This window comes from Phyllobacterium sp. SYP-B3895 (assembly GCF_009647635.1).
GTDB lineage: Bacteria > Pseudomonadota > Alphaproteobacteria > Rhizobiales > Rhizobiaceae > Phyllobacterium > Phyllobacterium pellucidum.
In genome coordinates this window covers 1,039,492-1,057,270 of record NZ_WJIG01000002.1, presented here as the reverse complement: position 1 = coordinate 1,057,270, position 17,779 = coordinate 1,039,492, and the positions used below count along the sequence as shown (strand labels likewise).

Below are 17,779 nucleotides of genomic sequence, written 5' to 3'. Positions count from 1 at the left end.
GCAGAAAACTTGCCTTGCTGACGACAGGTCAACATCGCTAGGTTCGCTCCGAAGGAGCAACCTTGATGATCGACAAGCTGGAATTTTTCATCGCGCTGGCGCGGCATCGGCATTTCGGTCGTGCCGCCGAGGAATGCGGCGTGACCCAGCCCACGCTGTCGGCCGCGATCCGTCAGCTCGAGGACACGCTCGGCGTCGTTCTCGTCCAGCGGGGCTCGCGCTTCAAGGGGCTCACGTCCGAAGGCCAGCGCGTTCTTGAATGGGCGCGTCGCATCGTCGGCGATACGCGCACCATGCGCGAGGAATTGCGCGCCGCCCGCCTTGGACTTGCCGGTCACGTAAAGATCGCGGCAATTCCGACCGCGCTGGCCATGGTGTCGCGGCTGACGACACCGTTTCGGGAGAAGCACCCGGACGTGACGTTCTCGGTAACGTCGCGCACTTCGCTTGAAGTTCTGACGCTGCTGAGCAATTTCGAAATCGATGTCGGCATAAGCTATCTCGACAATGAGCCACTCGGGCGTGTCACTTCGGTGCCGCTTTATACCGAGCGCTACCAGCTCATCACATCGGCCGGCAGTACCCATGCTGACCGGCAGTCCGTTACCTGGAGGGAGGTCGGACAATTACCGCTCTGCCTGCTCACCATGGACATGCAGAACCGCCGCCTCATCAACAAGCATTTGCAAGAGGCGGGAATCGAGGTCCATCCGACGCTCGAATCGAATTCGATGATCGTGCTGTTCTCGCACATTCGCACTGGCAAGTGGGCGAGCATCATGCCGCTCAACCTTGCTGAGACGCTCGGATTTGCCGAACCGATCCGCGCCATCCCCATTGTCGAGCCCGATGCGCGCCACCTTGTCGGACTCGTTGCGGCCGACCGCGAACCGCATACCCCACTGGTGTCGGCGCTCCTGCACGAAGCGCGAGCCCTTGCGCAAAGCTTGGACATGGTTTGATAGAAATCTTCTATCGAATGACGAGACTACGATATTGATATATAATGCCATATTTGATCTATTCTAAAGAACAGGGAGAAACATGAGGGAGGGCACTGCACAGCATGCAGAGTGCAAGTACCGATATCGCCGAAAGGGCGATAGGCATTATCGATCAATTGAAGGGCAAAGAAGGCCCTCTGCTTCCGATCTTGCACGAGTTGCAGGCTGAGTTCGGCTATGTTCCAAGGGAAACCCTGCCGATCATCGCCGGCGCTCTCAATATTTCGCGCGCCGAGGTCCATGGCGTTTTCACATTCTATCACGACTACCGCGATCATCCGACGGGGCGGCACGTTTTGAAGCTGTGCCGGGCTGAATCCTGCCAGTCGATGGGCGGGGATGCGCTGGCCGATCGCGCCCGCGAACTTCTCGGGATTGACTGGCATGGCACCACCCCTGATGGCGCCGTAACACTTGAACCCGTCTACTGCCTTGGTCTTTGCGCCTGCTCGCCTTCGGCAATGCTCGATGGTGAAGTGATTGGTCGTCTTGACGCAGAACGGCTTGAAGAGATCATGACGGAGGTGCGGCTATGACCGTCACCTTCTACGTTCCGCGCGATTCAGGCGCGCTCGCGCTCGGCGCCGAGCGGGTTGCAAAGGCTCTCCAGTCCGAAATCGACAGCCGCGGTCTCGATGCTCGCATCGTGCGCAATGGTTCGCGCGGCATGTATTGGCTTGAACCTTTGGTCGAGGTCGAAACGCTATCCGGCCGCGTGGCCTATGGTCCGGTCAAGGCGTCGGAGGTGCCGGCATTGCTGGACAACGGGATGGGCGAGGGCAGGGTGCATCCGCTCTGGCTCGGCCTTACGGATCAGCTGCCGTTCCTCGCGCGACAGACGCGGCTGACCTTTGCTCGTTGCGGCATCATCGATCCCGTCTCGCTTGAGGATTACCGTGCCAACGACGGCCTTAAGGGCCTGGAAAACGCGCTTACGCTGGCCCCGACCGAGATCGTCGCGCAGGTGACGGAATCCGGACTGCGCGGCCGTGGCGGCGCAGGTTTCCCGACCGGCATCAAGTGGAAGACCGTGCTCGACACCGCAGGCGCGCAAAAATACATCGTCTGCAACGCCGATGAAGGCGATAGCGGCACCTTCGCCGACCGCATGATCATGGAAGGCGATCCTTTTGTCCTTATCGAGGGCATGACGATCGCCGGCATCGCCACTGGTGCGACCAAGGGCTATGTCTATATTCGCTCCGAGTATCCGCATGCGGTCGCGGTGATGAACGAGGCGGTCGAGGTTGCGCGCCGGGCGGGCGTGCTTGGAAAATCGGTGCTCGGGTCGCCCTATGCCTTCGACATGGAGGTGCGCGTTGGCGCCGGCGCCTATGTCTGCGGTGAAGAGACCGCCTTGCTCGAAAGCCTTGAAGGTCGCCGCGGCATCGTTCGTGCCAAGCCGCCGCTTCCCGCCCACAAGGGCCTTTTCGGCCGTCCGACCGTCATCAACAATGTGATCTCGCTGGCCTCGGTCCCGGTCATTCTCGACAAGGGCGCCAACTTCTACAAGGATTTCGGCATGGGCCGGTCGCGCGGCACCATCCCGCTGCAGATCGCCGGCAACGTCAAGCATGGCGGCCTTTTCGAAACGGCATTCGGCCTGACGCTCGGTGACATCGTCGATGATATTGGCGGCGGCACGGCAAGCGGCCGCCCGGTAAAGGCGGTGCAGGTGGGCGGTCCGCTCGGTGCCTATTTCCCGCGCGAACTCTTTGATACGCCCTTCGACTACGAGGCGTTCGCGGCGAAGGACGGCCTTATCGGCCATGCCGGTCTCGTCGTTTTCGACGATACGGTCGACATGCTGAAGCAGGCGCGGTTCGCCATGGAATTCTGCGCGGTTGAATCGTGCGGCAAGTGCACGCCCTGCCGCATCGGTTCGACGCGCGGCGTCGAGGTGGTGGATCGCATCGCGGCCAATGTCGAGCCTGAAAAACAGATCAAGGTTCTGACTGATTTATGTAATACAATGAAGTTCGGCTCGCTCTGTGCCCTTGGCGGTTTCACGCCCTATCCCGTCATGAGCGCGCTGACGCATTTTCCTGAAGATTTCCGGCCGGCGCCTGTCGCCCAGGCTGCGGAATAGGAGAAGACAATGTCCCTGATTCATGAAATCGATTACGGCACGCCCGCCTCGCGGTCCGAAAAGCTGGTCACTCTGACCATCGACGGAAACGAGGTGACTGTGCCGGAGGGCACGTCGATCATGCGCGCCGCCATGGAAGCCGGCATCGAGGTTCCAAAGCTCTGCGCCACGGATATGGTCGACGCTTTCGGGTCCTGCCGCCTGTGCCTCGTCGAGATCGAAGGCCGCGGCGGCACGCCCGCCTCCTGCACAACGCCCGCGATGCCGGGTTTGGTCGTCCATACCCAGACGTCGCGGCTGAAGGATATTCGCAAGGGCGTGATGGAGCTTTACATCTCCGATCACCCGCTCGACTGCCTCACCTGCGCCGCCAATGGCGATTGCCAGTTGCAGGACATGGCCGGTGCCGTCGGGCTCCGGGATGTTCGCTATGGCTATGAGGGCGAAAACCACGTTTTTGCCAGGGCGGGGACTGTCGCCAATGACCAGTGGCTACCCAAGGACCAGTCCAACCCGTATTTCACCTATGATCCGTCGAAATGCATTGTCTGCTCGCTCTGCGTGCGCGCCTGCGAGGAAGTGCAGGGCACCTTCGCGCTGACGATCCAGGGCCGCGGCTTCGACAGCCGCGTGGCCGCCGGGCCGCATGACAGTTTCGTCGAAAGCGAATGCGTATCCTGCGGCGCTTGCGTGCAGGCCTGCCCCACCGCGACGCTGACGGAAAAGTCGGTCATCGAGATCGGCCAGCCCGAGCATTCGATGGTGACGACCTGTGCCTATTGCGGCGTCGGCTGCTCGTTCAAGGCCGAGATGCGCGGCGAAGAACTGGTGCGCATGGTGCCGTGGAAGGACGGCAAGGCCAATCGCGGTCACTCCTGCGTCAAGGGCCGTTTCGCTTACGGCTATGCGACCCACAAGGACCGTATCCTCAACCCCATGATCCGCGAAAAGATCAGCGATCCGTGGCGCGAAGTCAGCTGGGACGAGGCCTACAAGCACGTCGCCAGCGAGTTTCGCCGTATCCAGTACCAGTATGGCCGTAACTCCGTCGGCGGCATCACCTCGTCGCGCTGCACCAATGAGGAAACCTACCTCGTGCAGAAGCTGGTGCGCGCCGGTTTGGGCAATAACAATGTCGATACCTGCGCTCGCGTCTGTCACTCGCCGACCGGCTATGGTCTGAAGCAGACCTTCGGCACTTCGGCCGGCACACAGGATTTCGACAGCGTCGAGCATACCGATGTCGTCATGATCATCGGCGCCAACCCGACCGATGGACATCCCGTCTTCGCCTCGCGTTTGAAAAAGCGTTTGCGCAAGGGCGCCAAGCTGATCATCGTCGACCCGCGCCGCATCGATCTTGTCCGCAGCCCGCACATCGAGGCCGCCTATCATCTGCCGCTGCGCCCCGGCACCAACGTGGCGGTCGTCACGTCCCTGGCGCATGTGATCGTCACTGAAGGGCTTTTTGACGAGCGGTTCATCCGCGAGCGCTGCGACTGGGACGAATTCCAGGATTGGGCAGCTTTTGTCTCCTCGCCGGAACACAGCCCCGAAGCCACCCAGCAGATTTCGGGGGTCGACCCGCAAATGCTGCGCCAGGCTGCGCGCCTTTTCGCGACCGGCGGCAACGGCTCCATTTATTACGGTCTCGGCGTTACCGAGCATAGCCAGGGTTCAACGACGGTTATGGCGATCGCCAATCTTGCCATGGCGACCGGCAATATCGGACGCCAGGGCGTTGGCGTTAATCCCCTGCGCGGCCAGAACAACGTTCAGGGCTCCTGCGACATGGGCTCGTTCCCGCACGAGTTGCCGGGTTACCGCCACATCTCGGACGAATCGACTCGCGATATATTCGACAAGCTCTGGGGCGTGAAGCTCCAGGATGAACCCGGCCTGCGTATTCCGAACATGCTCGATGCCGCTGTCGATGGCAGCTTCAAGGGGCTCTATGTGCAGGGCGAGGATATCCTCCAGTCTGATCCCGACACCAAGCATGTTGCGGCGGGTCTCGCCGCAATGGAGTGCGTCGTCGTCCACGATCTCTTCCTCAACGAGACGGCCAACTACGCCCACGTCTTCCTGCCCGGCTCGACCTTCCTCGAAAAGGATGGGACGTTCACCAATGCCGAGCGTCGCATCAACCGCGTGCGCAAGGTGATGAGCCCGCTCAATGGCTATGGCGACTGGGAGGTTACGCAAAACCTCGCCAAGGCAATGGGGCTCGACTGGAACTACACGCATCCGTCGCAGATCATGGACGAAGTTGCGCTGACGACGCCAAGCTTTGCCGGCGTATCCTATGAGCTTCTCGAAAAAGAGGGATCGGTGCAGTGGCCGTGCAACGAAAAGGCGCCGCTCGGCACGCCCATCATGCATATTGACGGCTTCGCGCGCGGCAAGGGCAAATTTATCCGTACAGAATATGTCGCGACCGACGAGCGTACCGGTCCGCGCTTCCCGCTGCTTCTGACGACGGGGCGTATCCTGTCGCAGTACAATGTCGGTGCGCAGACGCGCCGGACCGACAATGTCGTCTGGCATGAAGAGGACCGCCTCGAGATTCACCCGCACGACGCCGAGCAGCGCGGCGTGCGCGATGGCGATTGGGTCAAGGTTGCAAGCCGTTCCGGCGAGACAACACTGCGCGCCCTGATCACCGATCGTGTGTCGCCCGGCGTCGTCTATACGACGTTCCATCACCCTTCAACGCAGGCCAACGTCATCACCACGGACTTTTCGGACTGGGCAACCAACTGTCCGGAATACAAGGTCACGGCGGTGCAGGTGGCTGTATCGAACGGTCCGAGCGACTGGCAGGTCAAATATGACGAGCAGGCGCGCCAAAGCCGCCGGATTGCGGCGACGCTCGACGCGGCGGAATAGCAATGAGCGAGCGGCCGACCCGGCTTTCCGTCCCGCGCATCATCCGTCGCCGTAAAGGCGCGGATGACAGCTATGCGGTGGAAGGCCGGATTGTGCCCGAGGAAACGCCGATTGCCTTCAGCTATAACGGCACCACCCACGCGGTAATGATGGCGACACCCGCCGACATGGAGGATTTCGCCGTCGGGTTCAGCCTTTCCGAAGGGATCGTCTCGCAGCTTGGCGAGATCAGCGAGATTGCCGTCGAGGAACATAATGAGGGTATAGATGTCCAGCTGCGTCTTGCGACCGAAGCCGGGCAGGAATTGACGGATCGTCGCCGCCGCATGGCGGGTCCGGTCGGCTGCGGGCTGTGCGGCATTGAATCGATCGAGCAGGCGTTGAAGCCGGTCGCGTCGGTGGACAAGGTGCGCCTGACGCTTACGCCGCACGAGATCGCCGATGCCATGACCTCCTTGTCGAGGCGCCAACCGCTCCACGGCGAGACCGGTGCGGTGCATGCGGCAGGCTTCTATGTGCCGGGGCAGGGTATCGTCGCGGTGCGCGAGGACGTTGGCCGGCATAATGCTCTCGACAAGCTCGCTGGCGCGCTGTGCCGGGCCGGTATCGACGGCGAGAGCGGCGCGGTTGTCATCACCAGCCGGGTTTCGATTGAAATGGTCCAGAAGACCGCGATAATCGGCGCCTCGATGCTCATTGCCGTCTCTGCCCCGACTGCGCTGGCGGTTCGTACGGCTGAAGCTGCCGGCATGACGCTCGTTGCGCTGGTGCGGGGCGAAGAATTCGATGTCTTCACCCGGCCGGAACGCGTCCCGCATGTGTTGATGCAGGTGAAGACCAAGGCCGATGAGGCGGCGGCCAATGCCCCGGCAAAGGCCAATCCCGATTCCGCTGCATCCACGCTTATTCAAAGTCCGACAGTTCAATTGGTGCAATATGGATAGTGAAAGCCACAAGTCGACGGAACAGAAACTGGTCTACATGGCCAATCAGATCGCGGGCTTCTTCCACACGCAGCCGAAGGACGAGGCGATTGTCGGCGTCGCCGAGCATATCAACCATTTCTGGGAACCGCGCATGCGCACCCAGCTCTTCGCCATCCTCGACAAGGACGGCAACGGGCTGGATGATCTCGTCATCGCCGCCGCCAAGCATATTCGCAAGCCTGGATCGGTTGCCGCCTGAATTGTTATTGGCGACACACCGAGCGGGCATCGAAAGGCAAATCAGCCAACTCGTCCAGGCCCATCGCGTCGAGAACGGGATGCGATAACGGATCCCGTTGCCAGTTGAGGATTTCGCCGTCGCCGCGCTCCTGCTCTACGACAGCGGACCGCCAGAAGGTGCGCATCAAAAAGAAAATCTTCATAATCGATGTCCTTAAGCTCGAGATTTGCGCTATTATTGGTTGAGCCATCAGTACCTGCAATCAAGATTGCCGATATTGGCGTGAAGAAAATCTACATGAGAAATCTCAACCGGTTTCATTTGAACGGACTGAAAGCCGTGGAAGCGATCGGACGACTTGGCTCATTGCCCAAAGCGGCCGACGAACTCGGCGTCTCGATCAGTGCTGTCAGCCAGCAATTGATCCGCACCGAGGAACAGATCGGTCAGGCGATCTTCGAGCGTACGCGGGCCGGTCTGGTGCCGACGGTTTTCGGCCGTAGCCTGCTGCCGCGCCTTGCCGATGTTTTTCAGCAAATCTCGCAGGCGGTCGCGCTTGCCGAGAGTACCGAACAGGTACTGCTCCTGTCCGTCGCGCCCACTTTCGCCTCAAAATGGCTGGTGCCGCGGCTCGGACGATTACGCGCTGCTTACCCCGATCTCAAAATCCGTATCGATCCGTCTCCGGGGGTGCTCGATCTCAACCGATCCGATATTGATCTCGCCATAAGGCTCGGCAGCGGTGACTGGCGCGACGGCACGCCGGAGCGCCTGCTGCCGCAATCCATGTTCCCTGTGTGCACTCCGGCCTTTGCCGCTCGCCTGTCTTCGCCCGCCGACATCTTCCGCCAGCCCATCATCTGTTATGAAAATCCGATGTTCAGTTGGGATGAATGGCAGGTCGCGACGGGCCTTGAAGGGCCGCTGCCGTTTGACGGGCCGACCTTCTCCGATCCATGGCTGGCGCTCGAGGCGACCATCAGTGGCCAGGGCATCATGCTTGCCTGGGACCTGTTCGTCGAGGACAGCCTTGGCGACGGGCGGCTCGTCGCGCCGTTTCCGGCCCGGGTGCCGTCGCCGATCGCCTATTGGCTGGTTTCCCCGAAAAATCGCAAGCCGACGCCGCAGATGCTGCAGTTCCAGCGCTGGATCCGCACCGAAATTCAACAGGAGGGCGCTGCAGCTTCCGTATGATCTGTTGACAAGTTACGGCGAAGTTTGAACAGTGCCCAGCGTCGACATTGAGGGCTGGAATCTGCCGGTCCTGAGCGTTGGGAGGCCCTGATGTCCATGCGTGCTGTTTTCGGCTTTTCTCTCTTGGTTTTCAGTATGTTCGCAGGTTACGCGCCAGCCGGGGCAGCAGAGACGAATCGTGATGTGGTCGTAACCAGGGACGGCGATTATTTCGGTTTCGATCTTCGAACGGAACAGGATGTTACCCAAGACCAATGTGAGGTTGTTTGCCTCGCTGATCGCACTTGCAAGGCTTTCACCTATAACCCCAAGGCCAAGTGGTGCTTTCTCAAGTCGGATTTCAAAGAGCTGAAGCCGGCGCCGGGATCGATTGCCGGAAAGGTCGTCGAAACCGCGGCTGAACCTGATATCGGAGCGCCGCCAAAGCTGCAATTCCTGTCGGATCAGCTCGTTCAGGAGGCGCGGCAGGTCAAGGGAGGCTTGACGGCGACGGACGCGCAGAAGGCGCAAGGCGTCGATGGCATTCTGGCCGCTGCGCGGGGGGAACTTGCTGCGGGCAATCTCGAAAATGCGCTGAACAACTTCAAGACGGCTCTGGCGTGGAGCCCTGATGACAGCGCGCTCTGGATCGAGACAGCTCGCGCTGCCAATCGCGCCGACAAGAACACCTATATTGCCGGCCAGGCCACGCTGGCTGCGCTGAACGGCTACCAGCTGACGCGCACGGCTTCGAGCCGTGCCGATGCGCTCGCCGCCCTCGCCGCAGCGCTGCAGAACGCCGAGAATTATCGCGCTGCCCTGAGCGCCTACAAGGCCAGCCTCGATCTTGTCGACGACAAGACAGTGGCGGCTGCTTATGCAGACTTGAAGGCCCGGCAAGGCTTCCGCGTTGTCAACCATACCATTGATGCGGACAGCGCGACGCCGCGCGCCTGCGTCCAGTTCTCCGAGCCGCTGGTGAAGATGGGCACGGACTACGCGCCATTCGTCACGCTCAACGGGGCACCGCCAAAAGCCATGGAGGCGAGCGGGAGCGAGATTTGCGTGGAAGGTCTGGAGCACGGCCAGCGCTACAAGCTCGCCCTGCGACCCGGTCTGCCGTCCTCCGTTGGCGAGGCGCTTGAGGCGCCCGTCGATCTTGACCTCTACATCCAGGATCGCTCCGCCATGGTGCGATTCACCGGTGACAATTTCGTGCTACCGAGCACCGTTCGCCGCGGAATTCCCATCGTTTCGGTCAACACGGCGAGCGCCAATCTGAAGCTTTACCGGATCGGCGACCGTGGTCTTGCGCCGCTGATGACAAGCTCGCAATTCCTGACCCAGCTCGACGGCTACAACGCGCAGCGCCTGCAGGATGAGTCGGGGGAACTCGTATGGCAGGGCGCGATCGACATTCAGTCCGAGCTCAACAAGGACGTGGTCACGAGCTTCCCGGTCGATGAAGCGCTGCTCCAGCGCAAGCCGGGCGTCTATGTGCTGACCGCAGTTTCGCCGGATTCGAAAGCCGAGGAGTGGGATGCGCAGGCAACGCAGTGGTTCGTCGTCTCCGACATCGGTCTGACGACCTATGCCGGTACGGACGGGCTCAACGTATTCGCCCGTTCGCTGGCGACAGCACAGCCGCTTATCGGCGTCGAATTGCAGCTTCTCGCCAAGAATAACGAGATCCTCGGCACGGCCACGACCGACACGGAGGGCAGGGCGACCTTCACCGCCGGGCTGATGCGCGGCGCCTCAGCCACCGCGCCCGCCGTAATCACAGCCAAGAACGGCGATGCTGACTACGTGTTCCTCGACATGACGCGCGCCGGCTTCGACCTCTCCGACCGCGGCGTGACAGGCCGCGCCGCCCCCGGTGCAATCGACATATTAGCCTGGACGGAACGCGGTATCTATCGCGCCGGCGAGACGGTGCATGCCTCGGCATTGGCGCGTGACAATGCCGCCAACGCCATCGAAAAACTGCCGCTTACATTTATCTTCAAGCGCCCCGACGGGGTCGAAGACCGCCGCATGGTCAGCGACGGAGCGAATCTCGGCGGCCATACGCTCGATCTCGCGCTCCAGCCCAATTCCATGCGTGGCACCTGGACCATGCAGATCTTTACCGATCCAAAGGCATCGCCCCTCGCGGAAAAGCAGTTTCTGGTGGAGGACTTCGTACCGGACCGGGTCGAATTCGACCTGACCAGCGATGCAAAATCGATCGAGATCGGCCAGCCGACGCCGGTCAAGGTCGATGGGCGCTACCTCTATGGCGCTCCGGCCGCGGGGCTCAATCTCGAAGGCGAGATCGCCCTGAAGCCGACGCATGAAAGCGCCGACTTCAAGGGCTATTCCTTCGGCCTTGCCGATGAAGAGGTCAGTGAGGATTCGCGTATTCCGCTGGAGGATCTGCAGCCGCTGGACGATGCCGGCAAGGGCACCTTCGATGTCCTGATCAGCGACGCACCCTCGACAACGCAGCTTCTCAATGCCGACATTGTCGTGCGTATGCAGGAGGCAGGCGGCCGCGCTGTCGAGCGGACGCTGACGCTTCCCGTCAAGCCGGCAGGACCGATGATCGGGATCAAGGCGGAATTTGCCGGCGACCTGCCGGAAAACTCGGTTGCGAAATTCCATGTGATCGGCATCGACCAGAACAACCAGAAACAGGCGATGCAGGGTCTCGAATGGAAACTGGTCAGCGTCGAGCGCAACTATCAATGGTATCGCGATGGCAATTCATGGAAATACGAGCCGATTCTTTCGACGAAGCAGGTCGCGAGCGGACAAGTGGACACGAAAATCGACGGCGCGGAGATTTCGGTGCCCGTCACCTGGGGCCGTTTCCGGCTCGAGGTTGAAACCACCGCCGCGGACGGCCCGACATCCAGCGTCGAATTCGACGCGGGTTACTATGTCGCCGCAACATCGACCGAAACGCCAGACGGCCTCGAAATCGCTCTCGACAAGTCGAATTATGCGCCCGGGGAAACGGCGAAACTCAAGGTGTCGCCGCGCTTTGCCGGTGAACTTCTCATCGCGGTCGGCGCGGACAATCTCCTCCTCACCAAGCGCGCCAACATTCCCGCCGAAGGTGGTGAAGTCGAAATTCCGGTCACGGCCGATTGGGGCGCCGGGGCCTATGTCACGGCAACTCTGTTCCGCCCCGGCAACGACCAGGAAAGCCACATGCCGATGCGCGCCATCGGCGTCAAATGGCTGGGGGTCAATCCCGGCGATCGCAACCTTGCCGTCAAGCTCGACGTCGTACCAAAGACGGAGCCCCGCAAACCGCTCAACATCGCGCTGCAGGTCACCGGTGCGGGCGCAAATGAAAATGCGTTTGTCACCGTCGCTGCCGTCGACGTCGGAATTCTCAATCTTACGCGCTACGAAGCCCCCAACCCCGACGCCTGGTATTTCGGCCAGCGCGAGCTCGGCATTGAAATTCGCGATCTGTACGGGCGCCTCATTGATGGATCGCAGGGCGTGACGGGCAAGCTGCGCACTGGCGGCGACGGTGCGCAGATGCCGATGCAGGGGAGCCCGCCGACCGAAAAGCTCGTCGCTTTCTTCTCGGGTCCGGTAAAACTCGATCCGCAAGGCAAGGCCAACGTCAGCTTCGACATACCGCAGTTCAACGGCACGGCCCGTATCATGGCAGTCGCCTGGTCGAAGGCCGGGGTAGGCCACGCCACGTCTGACGTGATCATCCGTGATCCGGTGGTCGTGACAGCCAGCATGCCAAAGTTCCTCGCGCCCGGCGACAGGTCGTCGCTTCGGCTCGATATCGCCAACACCGACGCACCTGCCGGCGATTATCAGCTGCAGGTAACGACCAACCCGGTCGTCAGTGTCGAAGCGGCGAACACCTCGCAGACCATCAACCTGCCCGCCGGCGGCAAATTCGACATTACCCTGCCGCTAAAGGGCGAACATCCGGGCGACGGCGTCGTTTCGGTGAAGCTTTCGAATGCGGCCGGCCTGTCGCTCGAGCAATCCTTGAATGTTCCGGTACGCGCGGCAACGCTACCGCTCACGGTACGCAAGCCAATCAAGATCGCACCGAACAGCACGCTGAAGGTGGATGGCGAATTGCTGGCGGGCAGCATCCTGCAAGGCGCTTCCGTGAGCCTTAACGTGACGCGTTCGGCTGCCTTCGACATTCCGGCGCTTTTGATGACGCTCGATCGCTACCCCTATGGCTGCGCCGAGCAGACGACGAGCCGAGCATTGCCGCTGCTTTATATGAGCGAACTCGCCAAGCAGTCGGGAATTGCAGAGGATACGGACGTGCAAAAGCGTGTCCAGGATGCGATCTACCGCGTGCTGTCCTACCAGTCATCTTCAGGCAGCTTCGGCCTGTGGAGCCCCGGATCGGGCGATTTGTGGCTCGATGCCTATGTGAGCGACTTCCTCACCCGCGCCCGCGAGCAGAAATACGAGGTGCCGGAACAGGCGCTGGTGCAGGCGCTGGAAAACCTGCAGAATTCGCTGAGCTATGACGTGAGCGTCAAGGACAAGGGCAATGAGATTGCCTATGCGCTTTACGTACTTGCACGCAACCGCAAGGCGGCCATCAGCGACCTGCGCTATTATGCCGACACGAAACTTGCCGAGTTCCCAACGCCGCTGGCGCGGGCGCATCTCGCCGCCGCGCTCTCGCTCTACGGCGACGCGCAGCGTTCGCAAAGCATCTTCACCGATGCATTGCAGCAGTCCACACTCGTTACCAATGTCAGCCTCGCGCGCTCCGACTATGGTTCATCGCTTCGCGACGATGCGGCCGTCCTTGCCCTTGCCGCGGAAAGCCGCCCGATCCCGCCGATCATACCGCAATTGTCGAAGATCGTCGCGAGCGAGTGGGAGCGCAAGACATATACGAGCACCCAGGAACAGACATGGATGCTGCTGGCGGCGCGTGCCATCCAGGGAGGCGACCAGGACTTGAAGCTTGACGTGAACGGCACGGCGCGGACCGGCGGCTATGTCGCGCGCCTCAGCGGCGACGAACTCCTAGCCCAGCCCGTCTCGATCACCAATACATCGGCGGAACCTGTCTCCGCAGTTCTGACGACCCTCGCGTCGCCGGCGCAGCCATTGCCGGCTGGCGGTAACGGCTTTGGCATCGAGCGCACCTATTACACGCTCGACGGCCAGGAGGCCAATCTCAGCGAGGCCAAGCAGAACGAGCGCTATGTCGTGGTGTTGAAGGTGACCCAGAACAATAGCTGGCCGTCACGCGTCCTCATCACCGACCTTCTGCCGGCTGGCTTCGAGATCGACAATCCCGGCCTCGTCAACAGCGCCAGCCTGTCGAATTTCGACTGGATCGGCGAAGTCGAAGCCGCCCATACGGAATTTCGCAGTGATCGCTTCGTTGCCGCCTTCGACCGCGCCAACGGCGACAATGGCGAGATAACGCTTGCCTATGTGGTGCGCGCCGTCACCCCGGGCACCTATGATCATCCGGCATCCAGCGTGGAGGACATGTATCGTCCGCAGTTCTCGGCGCGCACTGCCACCGGCCGCATGGAGGTCGTCGCAGGACAATAATGTCGATCTGGCGCAAACTGTGCATCGGCATGGCGGCCAACCTGGCTTTGGCTGCGACGCTGGCGTTTGGCCTTGATGCAGCCGATCGCGCTTATCCGCCGCCTTTGCAGAAAGCCCGCGACATCTCCCCGGAGGTCCTCGACGCCGACGGGCAGTTGCTTCGTGCCTTTGCAACATCTGGTGGGCACTGGCGGCTGGGCACAAAAGCTGCCGACGTCGACCCGCAATTCGTGCGCATGCTTATCGCCTATGAGGACCAGCGCTTCCGGCAGCATCGCGGTATAGATCCGATCGCGCTCGCGCGTGCTGCCGTGCAGCTTGTTGCCAATGGCCGCATTGTATCGGGCGCTTCGACACTGTCCATGCAGGTGGCAAGGCTGATCGAGCCAAGAGAGGGGCGATCGCTGACCGCCAAGGTGCAGCAACTCGTTCGTGCGCTGCAGATCGAGCGACGCCTCAGCAAGGCCGAGATACTCGATCTTTACCTGACGCTAGCGCCCTATGGCGGCAATCTGGAAGGCGTGCGCGCGGCAAGCCTTGCATATTTCGGCAAGGAACCGCGCCGCCTGACTGTGGCGCAAGCGGCGCTTCTCGTCGCCCTGCCGCAATTGCCCGAACGGCGCCGGCCGGACCGCAACCTTGCGCTGGCCGAGGCGGCGCGTTCGCGCGTCCTGCACCGGATGGCGGTTGAAAAGGTCATCGGCGAAGGAGAGGCGGAGCGCGCCGAGCTCGCATCGATCCCGACGCAAAGATTGCAGCTGCCGGCCTATGCTGCCCATCTCGCCGAAGCCGCAAGGCGCAAGGAGCCGGACACGCTCCGGCACATAACCACGCTGCGGCGGCCGGTCCAGCAGGGGCTCGAAGGCGTGGCGAAGGACTTTGCTGCACGGCTTGGGGCGAAAGTTTCCGTTGCCATGGTGATGGCGGATGTGCGCACCGGCGAGATCGTCGGCGAGGTCGGATCCGCCAATTACTTCGATGCGAGCCGTTCCGGCTGGATCGACATGACGCGCATCAACCGCTCGCCCGGATCGACGCTAAAACCGTTTATTTACGGGCTCGCCTTTGAGGACGGCCTCGTCAGCCAGGAGACGATTATCGAAGACCGGCCGGCCGATTTCTTTGGCTACCGCCCGCGCAATTTCGATATGAGCTATCAGGGTGATGTCAGCATCAGGCAGGCGTTGCAGCTCTCGCTCAACGTTCCAGCAGTGCGCCTTCTCGATGCGGTTGGCCCGGCGCGGCTGATGGTGCGCTTTCGCCGCTCCGAAGTCAGGCCAGTCCTGCCGCCGAACGAGGCGCCCGGGCTTGCCATCGGTCTCGGCGGCGTCGGCATAACGCTGAAGGATCTTGTCCAGCTCTATGCAGGGCTTGCCAACCGGGGCAGGCCCGTCCGTCTTGGCGACGGCATTCAGGACAAGCCTGGGCAAATCATGGCCGAACCGCTGCTCGAGCCGGTGGCTGCATGGAACGTCGCGGACGTCCTTTCGGGCGTCATGCCTCCGCTCGGCGCCGGCCAGCGTGGCATCGCCTACAAGACCGGCACCAGCTACGGATATCGTGATGCCTGGTCGGTGGGTTTCGATGGCAATTATGTGCTCGGTGTCTGGGTGGGCAGGCCCGACAATGGCGCGGTTCCGGGACTCACCGGTTTCGGGTCGGCAGCACCGATCCTGTTTGAGGGCTTCGCCAAATCCGGCGTCGCCATGACGCCGATGCCTTCAGCACCTGCCGGTGCAGCACGCATCGCACAGGCGCAATTGCCGATCAGCCAGCGACGATTCTCGGTAACGTCGAGCGGCCTCGTCACAGCATCGACGCGCGAGCCGGCGCCGCAAATCGTCTATCCGCCCGAAGGAGCAAGGGTTGATCTGGGTGCAAAGTCGGGCGGCGAAATCATGCCGTTGGCATTGAAGCTGCAAGGCGGTCGCGCCCCGTTCCGCTGGCTTGCGAACGGCAAGCCGTTGCCGGAAACGTCGCGACGCCGCGTCAACCAATGGCTGCCTGATGGCGGGGGTTTTTCGACGCTCACCGTCATCGATGCAGCCGGACGGGCCGCAAGCGTTCGCGTCTTTGTTGATTGAATCGAAAAGGGCGGCGTCTGATCGCCGCCCCTCGAATTTGCTCTACGCTCAGCGAGCCTGGACGAGCGCGGAAATGATACCCGTCGCGATGCTGACCATGACATAGTCATTATCGGCCTTCACCCACTGATAACCGCGCGGAGGGGTGCGCAGGTGATAACGGTGGTAATCACGCACGACGTGGCGGCGGTAGCTCGGCGGAAGCTGCTTGCCCCGCGACCAGTGATTTCGTTTCACGGTCACCGTTTTCTTGACGACAACTTCGTTTTTCGGATGGCCGTATCGGTAACCCTGGTGCGAGTGCTGCTGCTGGGCGAAAGCCGCTGGGGATGCCAGCAACGATAGGGCAAGTGTTGCCAGAGCGATCTTTTTCATTGTGTTACCTCGTCTGTTGCGTGGCTGAACTAAGCCACAGGTTGTCTTGGGAGACACCCCTGGTTTAGTCCTGACGAGATGAATGAAATCTGAACGCCAATCTAAACAATTTGTAATGTTTAAAATGGCTTAGCCGTACCGCGTGATTTCAAGCGGAGATGCGTCGACATCCGGCGATTTGCCGGAGACGATATCGGCAAGCACGCGCCCGGAACCGCAGGCCATGGTCCAGCCAAGCGTGCCGTGTCCGGTATTGAGGTAGAGATTTGAATATTTGCTGGCCCCGATAATCGGCGGACCATCCGGTGTCATCGGCCGCAGACCGGTCCAGAATGTCGCCTTGGAAAGATCGCCGCCACCCGGGAAGAGATCGCCGACCGAGTGATGCAGCGTTGCCCGCCGCGCGTCGCGAAGGCTCAGGTCGTACCCGGAAATTTCAGCCGTTCCTCCAGCGCGGATACGATCACCGAGGCGCGTGATCGCGACCTTGTAGGTTTCGTCCATAACCGTCGAAACCGGTGCTGAATCCGGATCGGCAATTGGCGCCGTGATGGAGTACCCCTTGATCGGGTAGACCGGGATATGGACGCCTATGCGCCGCAAGAGGAAAGGCGAGTAACTTCCGAATGCCACCACATAAGCGTCGGCAGTAAACTCCTCCGTTTCCGTCGAGACGCTGGCGATGCGATTTCCGGATGTGTTTATCGACGTGATGGTGGTGTTGAAACGAAAGGCGACGCCTTTTTCGGCGCATAGCTTTGCCAGCTTGTCGGTGAACATCTGGCAATCGCCGGTTTCATCGCCGGGAAGACGCAGGCCGCCGACGAACTTGCCTTTGACATTGGCAAGTGCAGGTTCCGCACCGATGCAGCCCGCGGGATCAAGAAGTTCATAGGGAACGCCGAACTGCTTGAGCACCTCAATGTCGCCGGCCGTTCCTTCATATTGCTTCTGGGTGCGGAAAAGCTGCAACGTGCCTTGCATGCGCTCGTCATAGGCAATGCCGATTTCAGAGCGCAGCTCCTTCAGGCAGTCGCGGCTATATTCGGCAATGGGCACCATGCGCGCCTTGTTGCGGGCATAGCGGGCCGAAGTGCAGTTACGCAGCATGCGGATGAGCCAAAGCGCCATATAGGGATCGAACTTTGGCCGCACGACCAAGGGGCCGAAATGCATCAGCATCCACTTGATCGCCTTTACCGGAATGCCGGGACCTGCCCATGGCGATGAGTAGCCGGGTGAAATTTCCCCTGCATTGGCAAAGCTTGTTTCGAGGGCCGGCCCTGGCTGGCGATCGACGACGACAACGTCATGTCCCGCCTGCGCCAGATACCACGCCGATGTGACACCGACGACGCCACTGCCGAGAACAAGAACTTTCATCGCCGCAATACTCCTTCAATGCGGATTCGTTACCGCCGCACTGTCATATG

At 61.3% G+C, this 17,779-nt stretch carries 12 protein-coding genes; 9 read left to right on the top strand and 3 right to left on the bottom strand.

Going from position 1 to position 17,779, the window contains the following annotated elements:
• Positions 1-65 precede the first annotated feature (65 nt).
• From GF108_RS11580 to GF108_RS11555, 6 genes are all read left to right on the top strand, one after another.
• Positions 66-962 carry a LysR family transcriptional regulator gene (locus tag GF108_RS11580; protein WP_027230176.1) on the top strand — a complete coding sequence of 299 codons (897 nt, stop codon included), beginning with the start codon at positions 66-68 and terminating at the stop codon, positions 960-962.
• 104 nt (positions 963-1,066) lie between these two features.
• Positions 1,067-1,540 (top strand): formate dehydrogenase subunit gamma, encoded by a 474-nt coding sequence (locus tag GF108_RS11575; RefSeq protein ID WP_153668043.1) that lies wholly within the window; start codon positions 1,067-1,069, stop codon positions 1,538-1,540.
• On the top strand, positions 1,537-3,093 hold the full coding sequence (locus GF108_RS11570; protein ID WP_153668042.1) for an NADH-quinone oxidoreductase subunit NuoF: 1,557 nt from the start codon (positions 1,537-1,539) through the stop codon (positions 3,091-3,093). Before GF108_RS11575 ends, GF108_RS11570 begins: the two co-directional genes overlap by 4 nt.
• A gap of 9 nt (positions 3,094-3,102) precedes the next feature.
• Entirely contained in the window at positions 3,103-5,982 is a 2,880-nt protein-coding gene (gene fdhF / locus GF108_RS11565; RefSeq protein WP_153668041.1) for a formate dehydrogenase subunit alpha, read from the top strand.
• Positions 5,983-5,984: 2 nt separating this feature from the next.
• Entirely contained in the window at positions 5,985-6,926 is a 942-nt protein-coding gene (fdhD, locus tag GF108_RS11560) for a formate dehydrogenase accessory sulfurtransferase FdhD (RefSeq protein ID WP_153668040.1), read from the top strand.
• Positions 6,919-7,167, top strand: coding sequence for a formate dehydrogenase subunit delta (locus GF108_RS11555; protein ID WP_027230171.1), 249 nt, complete (start codon positions 6,919-6,921; stop codon positions 7,165-7,167). The genes fdhD and GF108_RS11555 overlap by 8 nt, the downstream gene beginning before the upstream one ends.
• A 4-nt stretch (positions 7,168-7,171) precedes the next feature.
• Here the strand turns inward: GF108_RS11555 and GF108_RS11550 are convergent, their stop codons facing one another.
• The gene (locus GF108_RS11550) at positions 7,172-7,351 is read right to left on the bottom strand and encodes a hypothetical protein (RefSeq protein ID WP_153668039.1); all 180 of its coding nucleotides are present in this window, start codon (positions 7,349-7,351) and stop codon (positions 7,172-7,174) included.
• Between the two features lie 95 nt (positions 7,352-7,446).
• Between GF108_RS11550 and GF108_RS11545 the strand changes: the two genes are divergently transcribed.
• From GF108_RS11545 to pbpC, 3 genes are all read left to right on the top strand, one after another.
• The gene (locus GF108_RS11545; protein WP_153668038.1) at positions 7,447-8,343 is read left to right on the top strand and encodes a LysR substrate-binding domain-containing protein; all 897 of its coding nucleotides are present in this window, start codon (positions 7,447-7,449) and stop codon (positions 8,341-8,343) included.
• Positions 8,344-8,439: 96 nt separating this feature from the next.
• Positions 8,440-13,887: an alpha-2-macroglobulin family protein gene (locus GF108_RS11540; RefSeq protein WP_153668267.1), complete on the top strand. Its 5,448-nt coding sequence runs from the start codon at positions 8,440-8,442 to the stop codon at positions 13,885-13,887.
• On the top strand, positions 13,887-15,971 hold the full coding sequence (gene pbpC, locus GF108_RS11535) for a penicillin-binding protein 1C (protein WP_153668037.1): 2,085 nt from the start codon (positions 13,887-13,889) through the stop codon (positions 15,969-15,971). Before GF108_RS11540 ends, pbpC begins: the two co-directional genes overlap by 1 nt.
• A gap of 48 nt (positions 15,972-16,019) precedes the next feature.
• On the opposite strand, the gene GF108_RS11530 is transcribed toward pbpC, so the two are convergent.
• Together GF108_RS11530 and GF108_RS11525 are read right to left on the bottom strand one after the other, a co-directional pair.
• Positions 16,020-16,346 (bottom strand): RcnB family protein, encoded by a 327-nt coding sequence (locus tag GF108_RS11530; RefSeq protein WP_113281825.1) that lies wholly within the window; start codon positions 16,344-16,346, stop codon positions 16,020-16,022.
• Between the two features lie 129 nt (positions 16,347-16,475).
• Positions 16,476-17,729: a D-amino acid dehydrogenase gene (locus GF108_RS11525; protein WP_113281824.1), complete on the bottom strand. Its 1,254-nt coding sequence runs from the start codon at positions 17,727-17,729 to the stop codon at positions 16,476-16,478.
• Positions 17,730-17,779: the final 50 nt, after the last annotated feature.

Excerpts from the sequence above, each read along its gene's own strand:
- GF108_RS11545 (WP_153668038.1), top strand. The coding sequence starts at position 7,447 with ATGAGAAATCTCAACCGGTTTCATTTGAACGGACTGAAAGCCGTGGAA.
- GF108_RS11575 (WP_153668043.1), top strand. The coding sequence starts at position 1,067 with ATGCAGAGTGCAAGTACCGATATCGCCGAAAGGGCGATAGGCATTATC.
- GF108_RS11570 (WP_153668042.1), top strand. The coding sequence starts at position 1,537 with ATGACCGTCACCTTCTACGTTCCGCGCGATTCAGGCGCGCTCGCGCTC.
- GF108_RS11525 (WP_113281824.1), bottom strand. The coding sequence starts at position 17,729 with ATGAAAGTTCTTGTTCTCGGCAGTGGCGTCGTCGGTGTCACATCGGCG.
- pbpC (WP_153668037.1), top strand. The coding sequence starts at position 13,887 with ATGTCGATCTGGCGCAAACTGTGCATCGGCATGGCGGCCAACCTGGCT.
- fdhD (WP_153668040.1), top strand. The coding sequence starts at position 5,985 with ATGAGCGAGCGGCCGACCCGGCTTTCCGTCCCGCGCATCATCCGTCGC.
- GF108_RS11540 (WP_153668267.1), top strand. The coding sequence starts at position 8,440 with ATGCGTGCTGTTTTCGGCTTTTCTCTCTTGGTTTTCAGTATGTTCGCA.
- GF108_RS11530 (WP_113281825.1), bottom strand. The coding sequence starts at position 16,346 with ATGAAAAAGATCGCTCTGGCAACACTTGCCCTATCGTTGCTGGCATCC.
- fdhF (WP_153668041.1), top strand. The coding sequence starts at position 3,103 with ATGTCCCTGATTCATGAAATCGATTACGGCACGCCCGCCTCGCGGTCC.
- GF108_RS11555 (WP_027230171.1), top strand. The coding sequence starts at position 6,919 with ATGGATAGTGAAAGCCACAAGTCGACGGAACAGAAACTGGTCTACATG.
- GF108_RS11580 (WP_027230176.1), top strand. The coding sequence starts at position 66 with ATGATCGACAAGCTGGAATTTTTCATCGCGCTGGCGCGGCATCGGCAT.
- GF108_RS11550 (WP_153668039.1), bottom strand. The coding sequence starts at position 7,351 with ATGAAGATTTTCTTTTTGATGCGCACCTTCTGGCGGTCCGCTGTCGTA.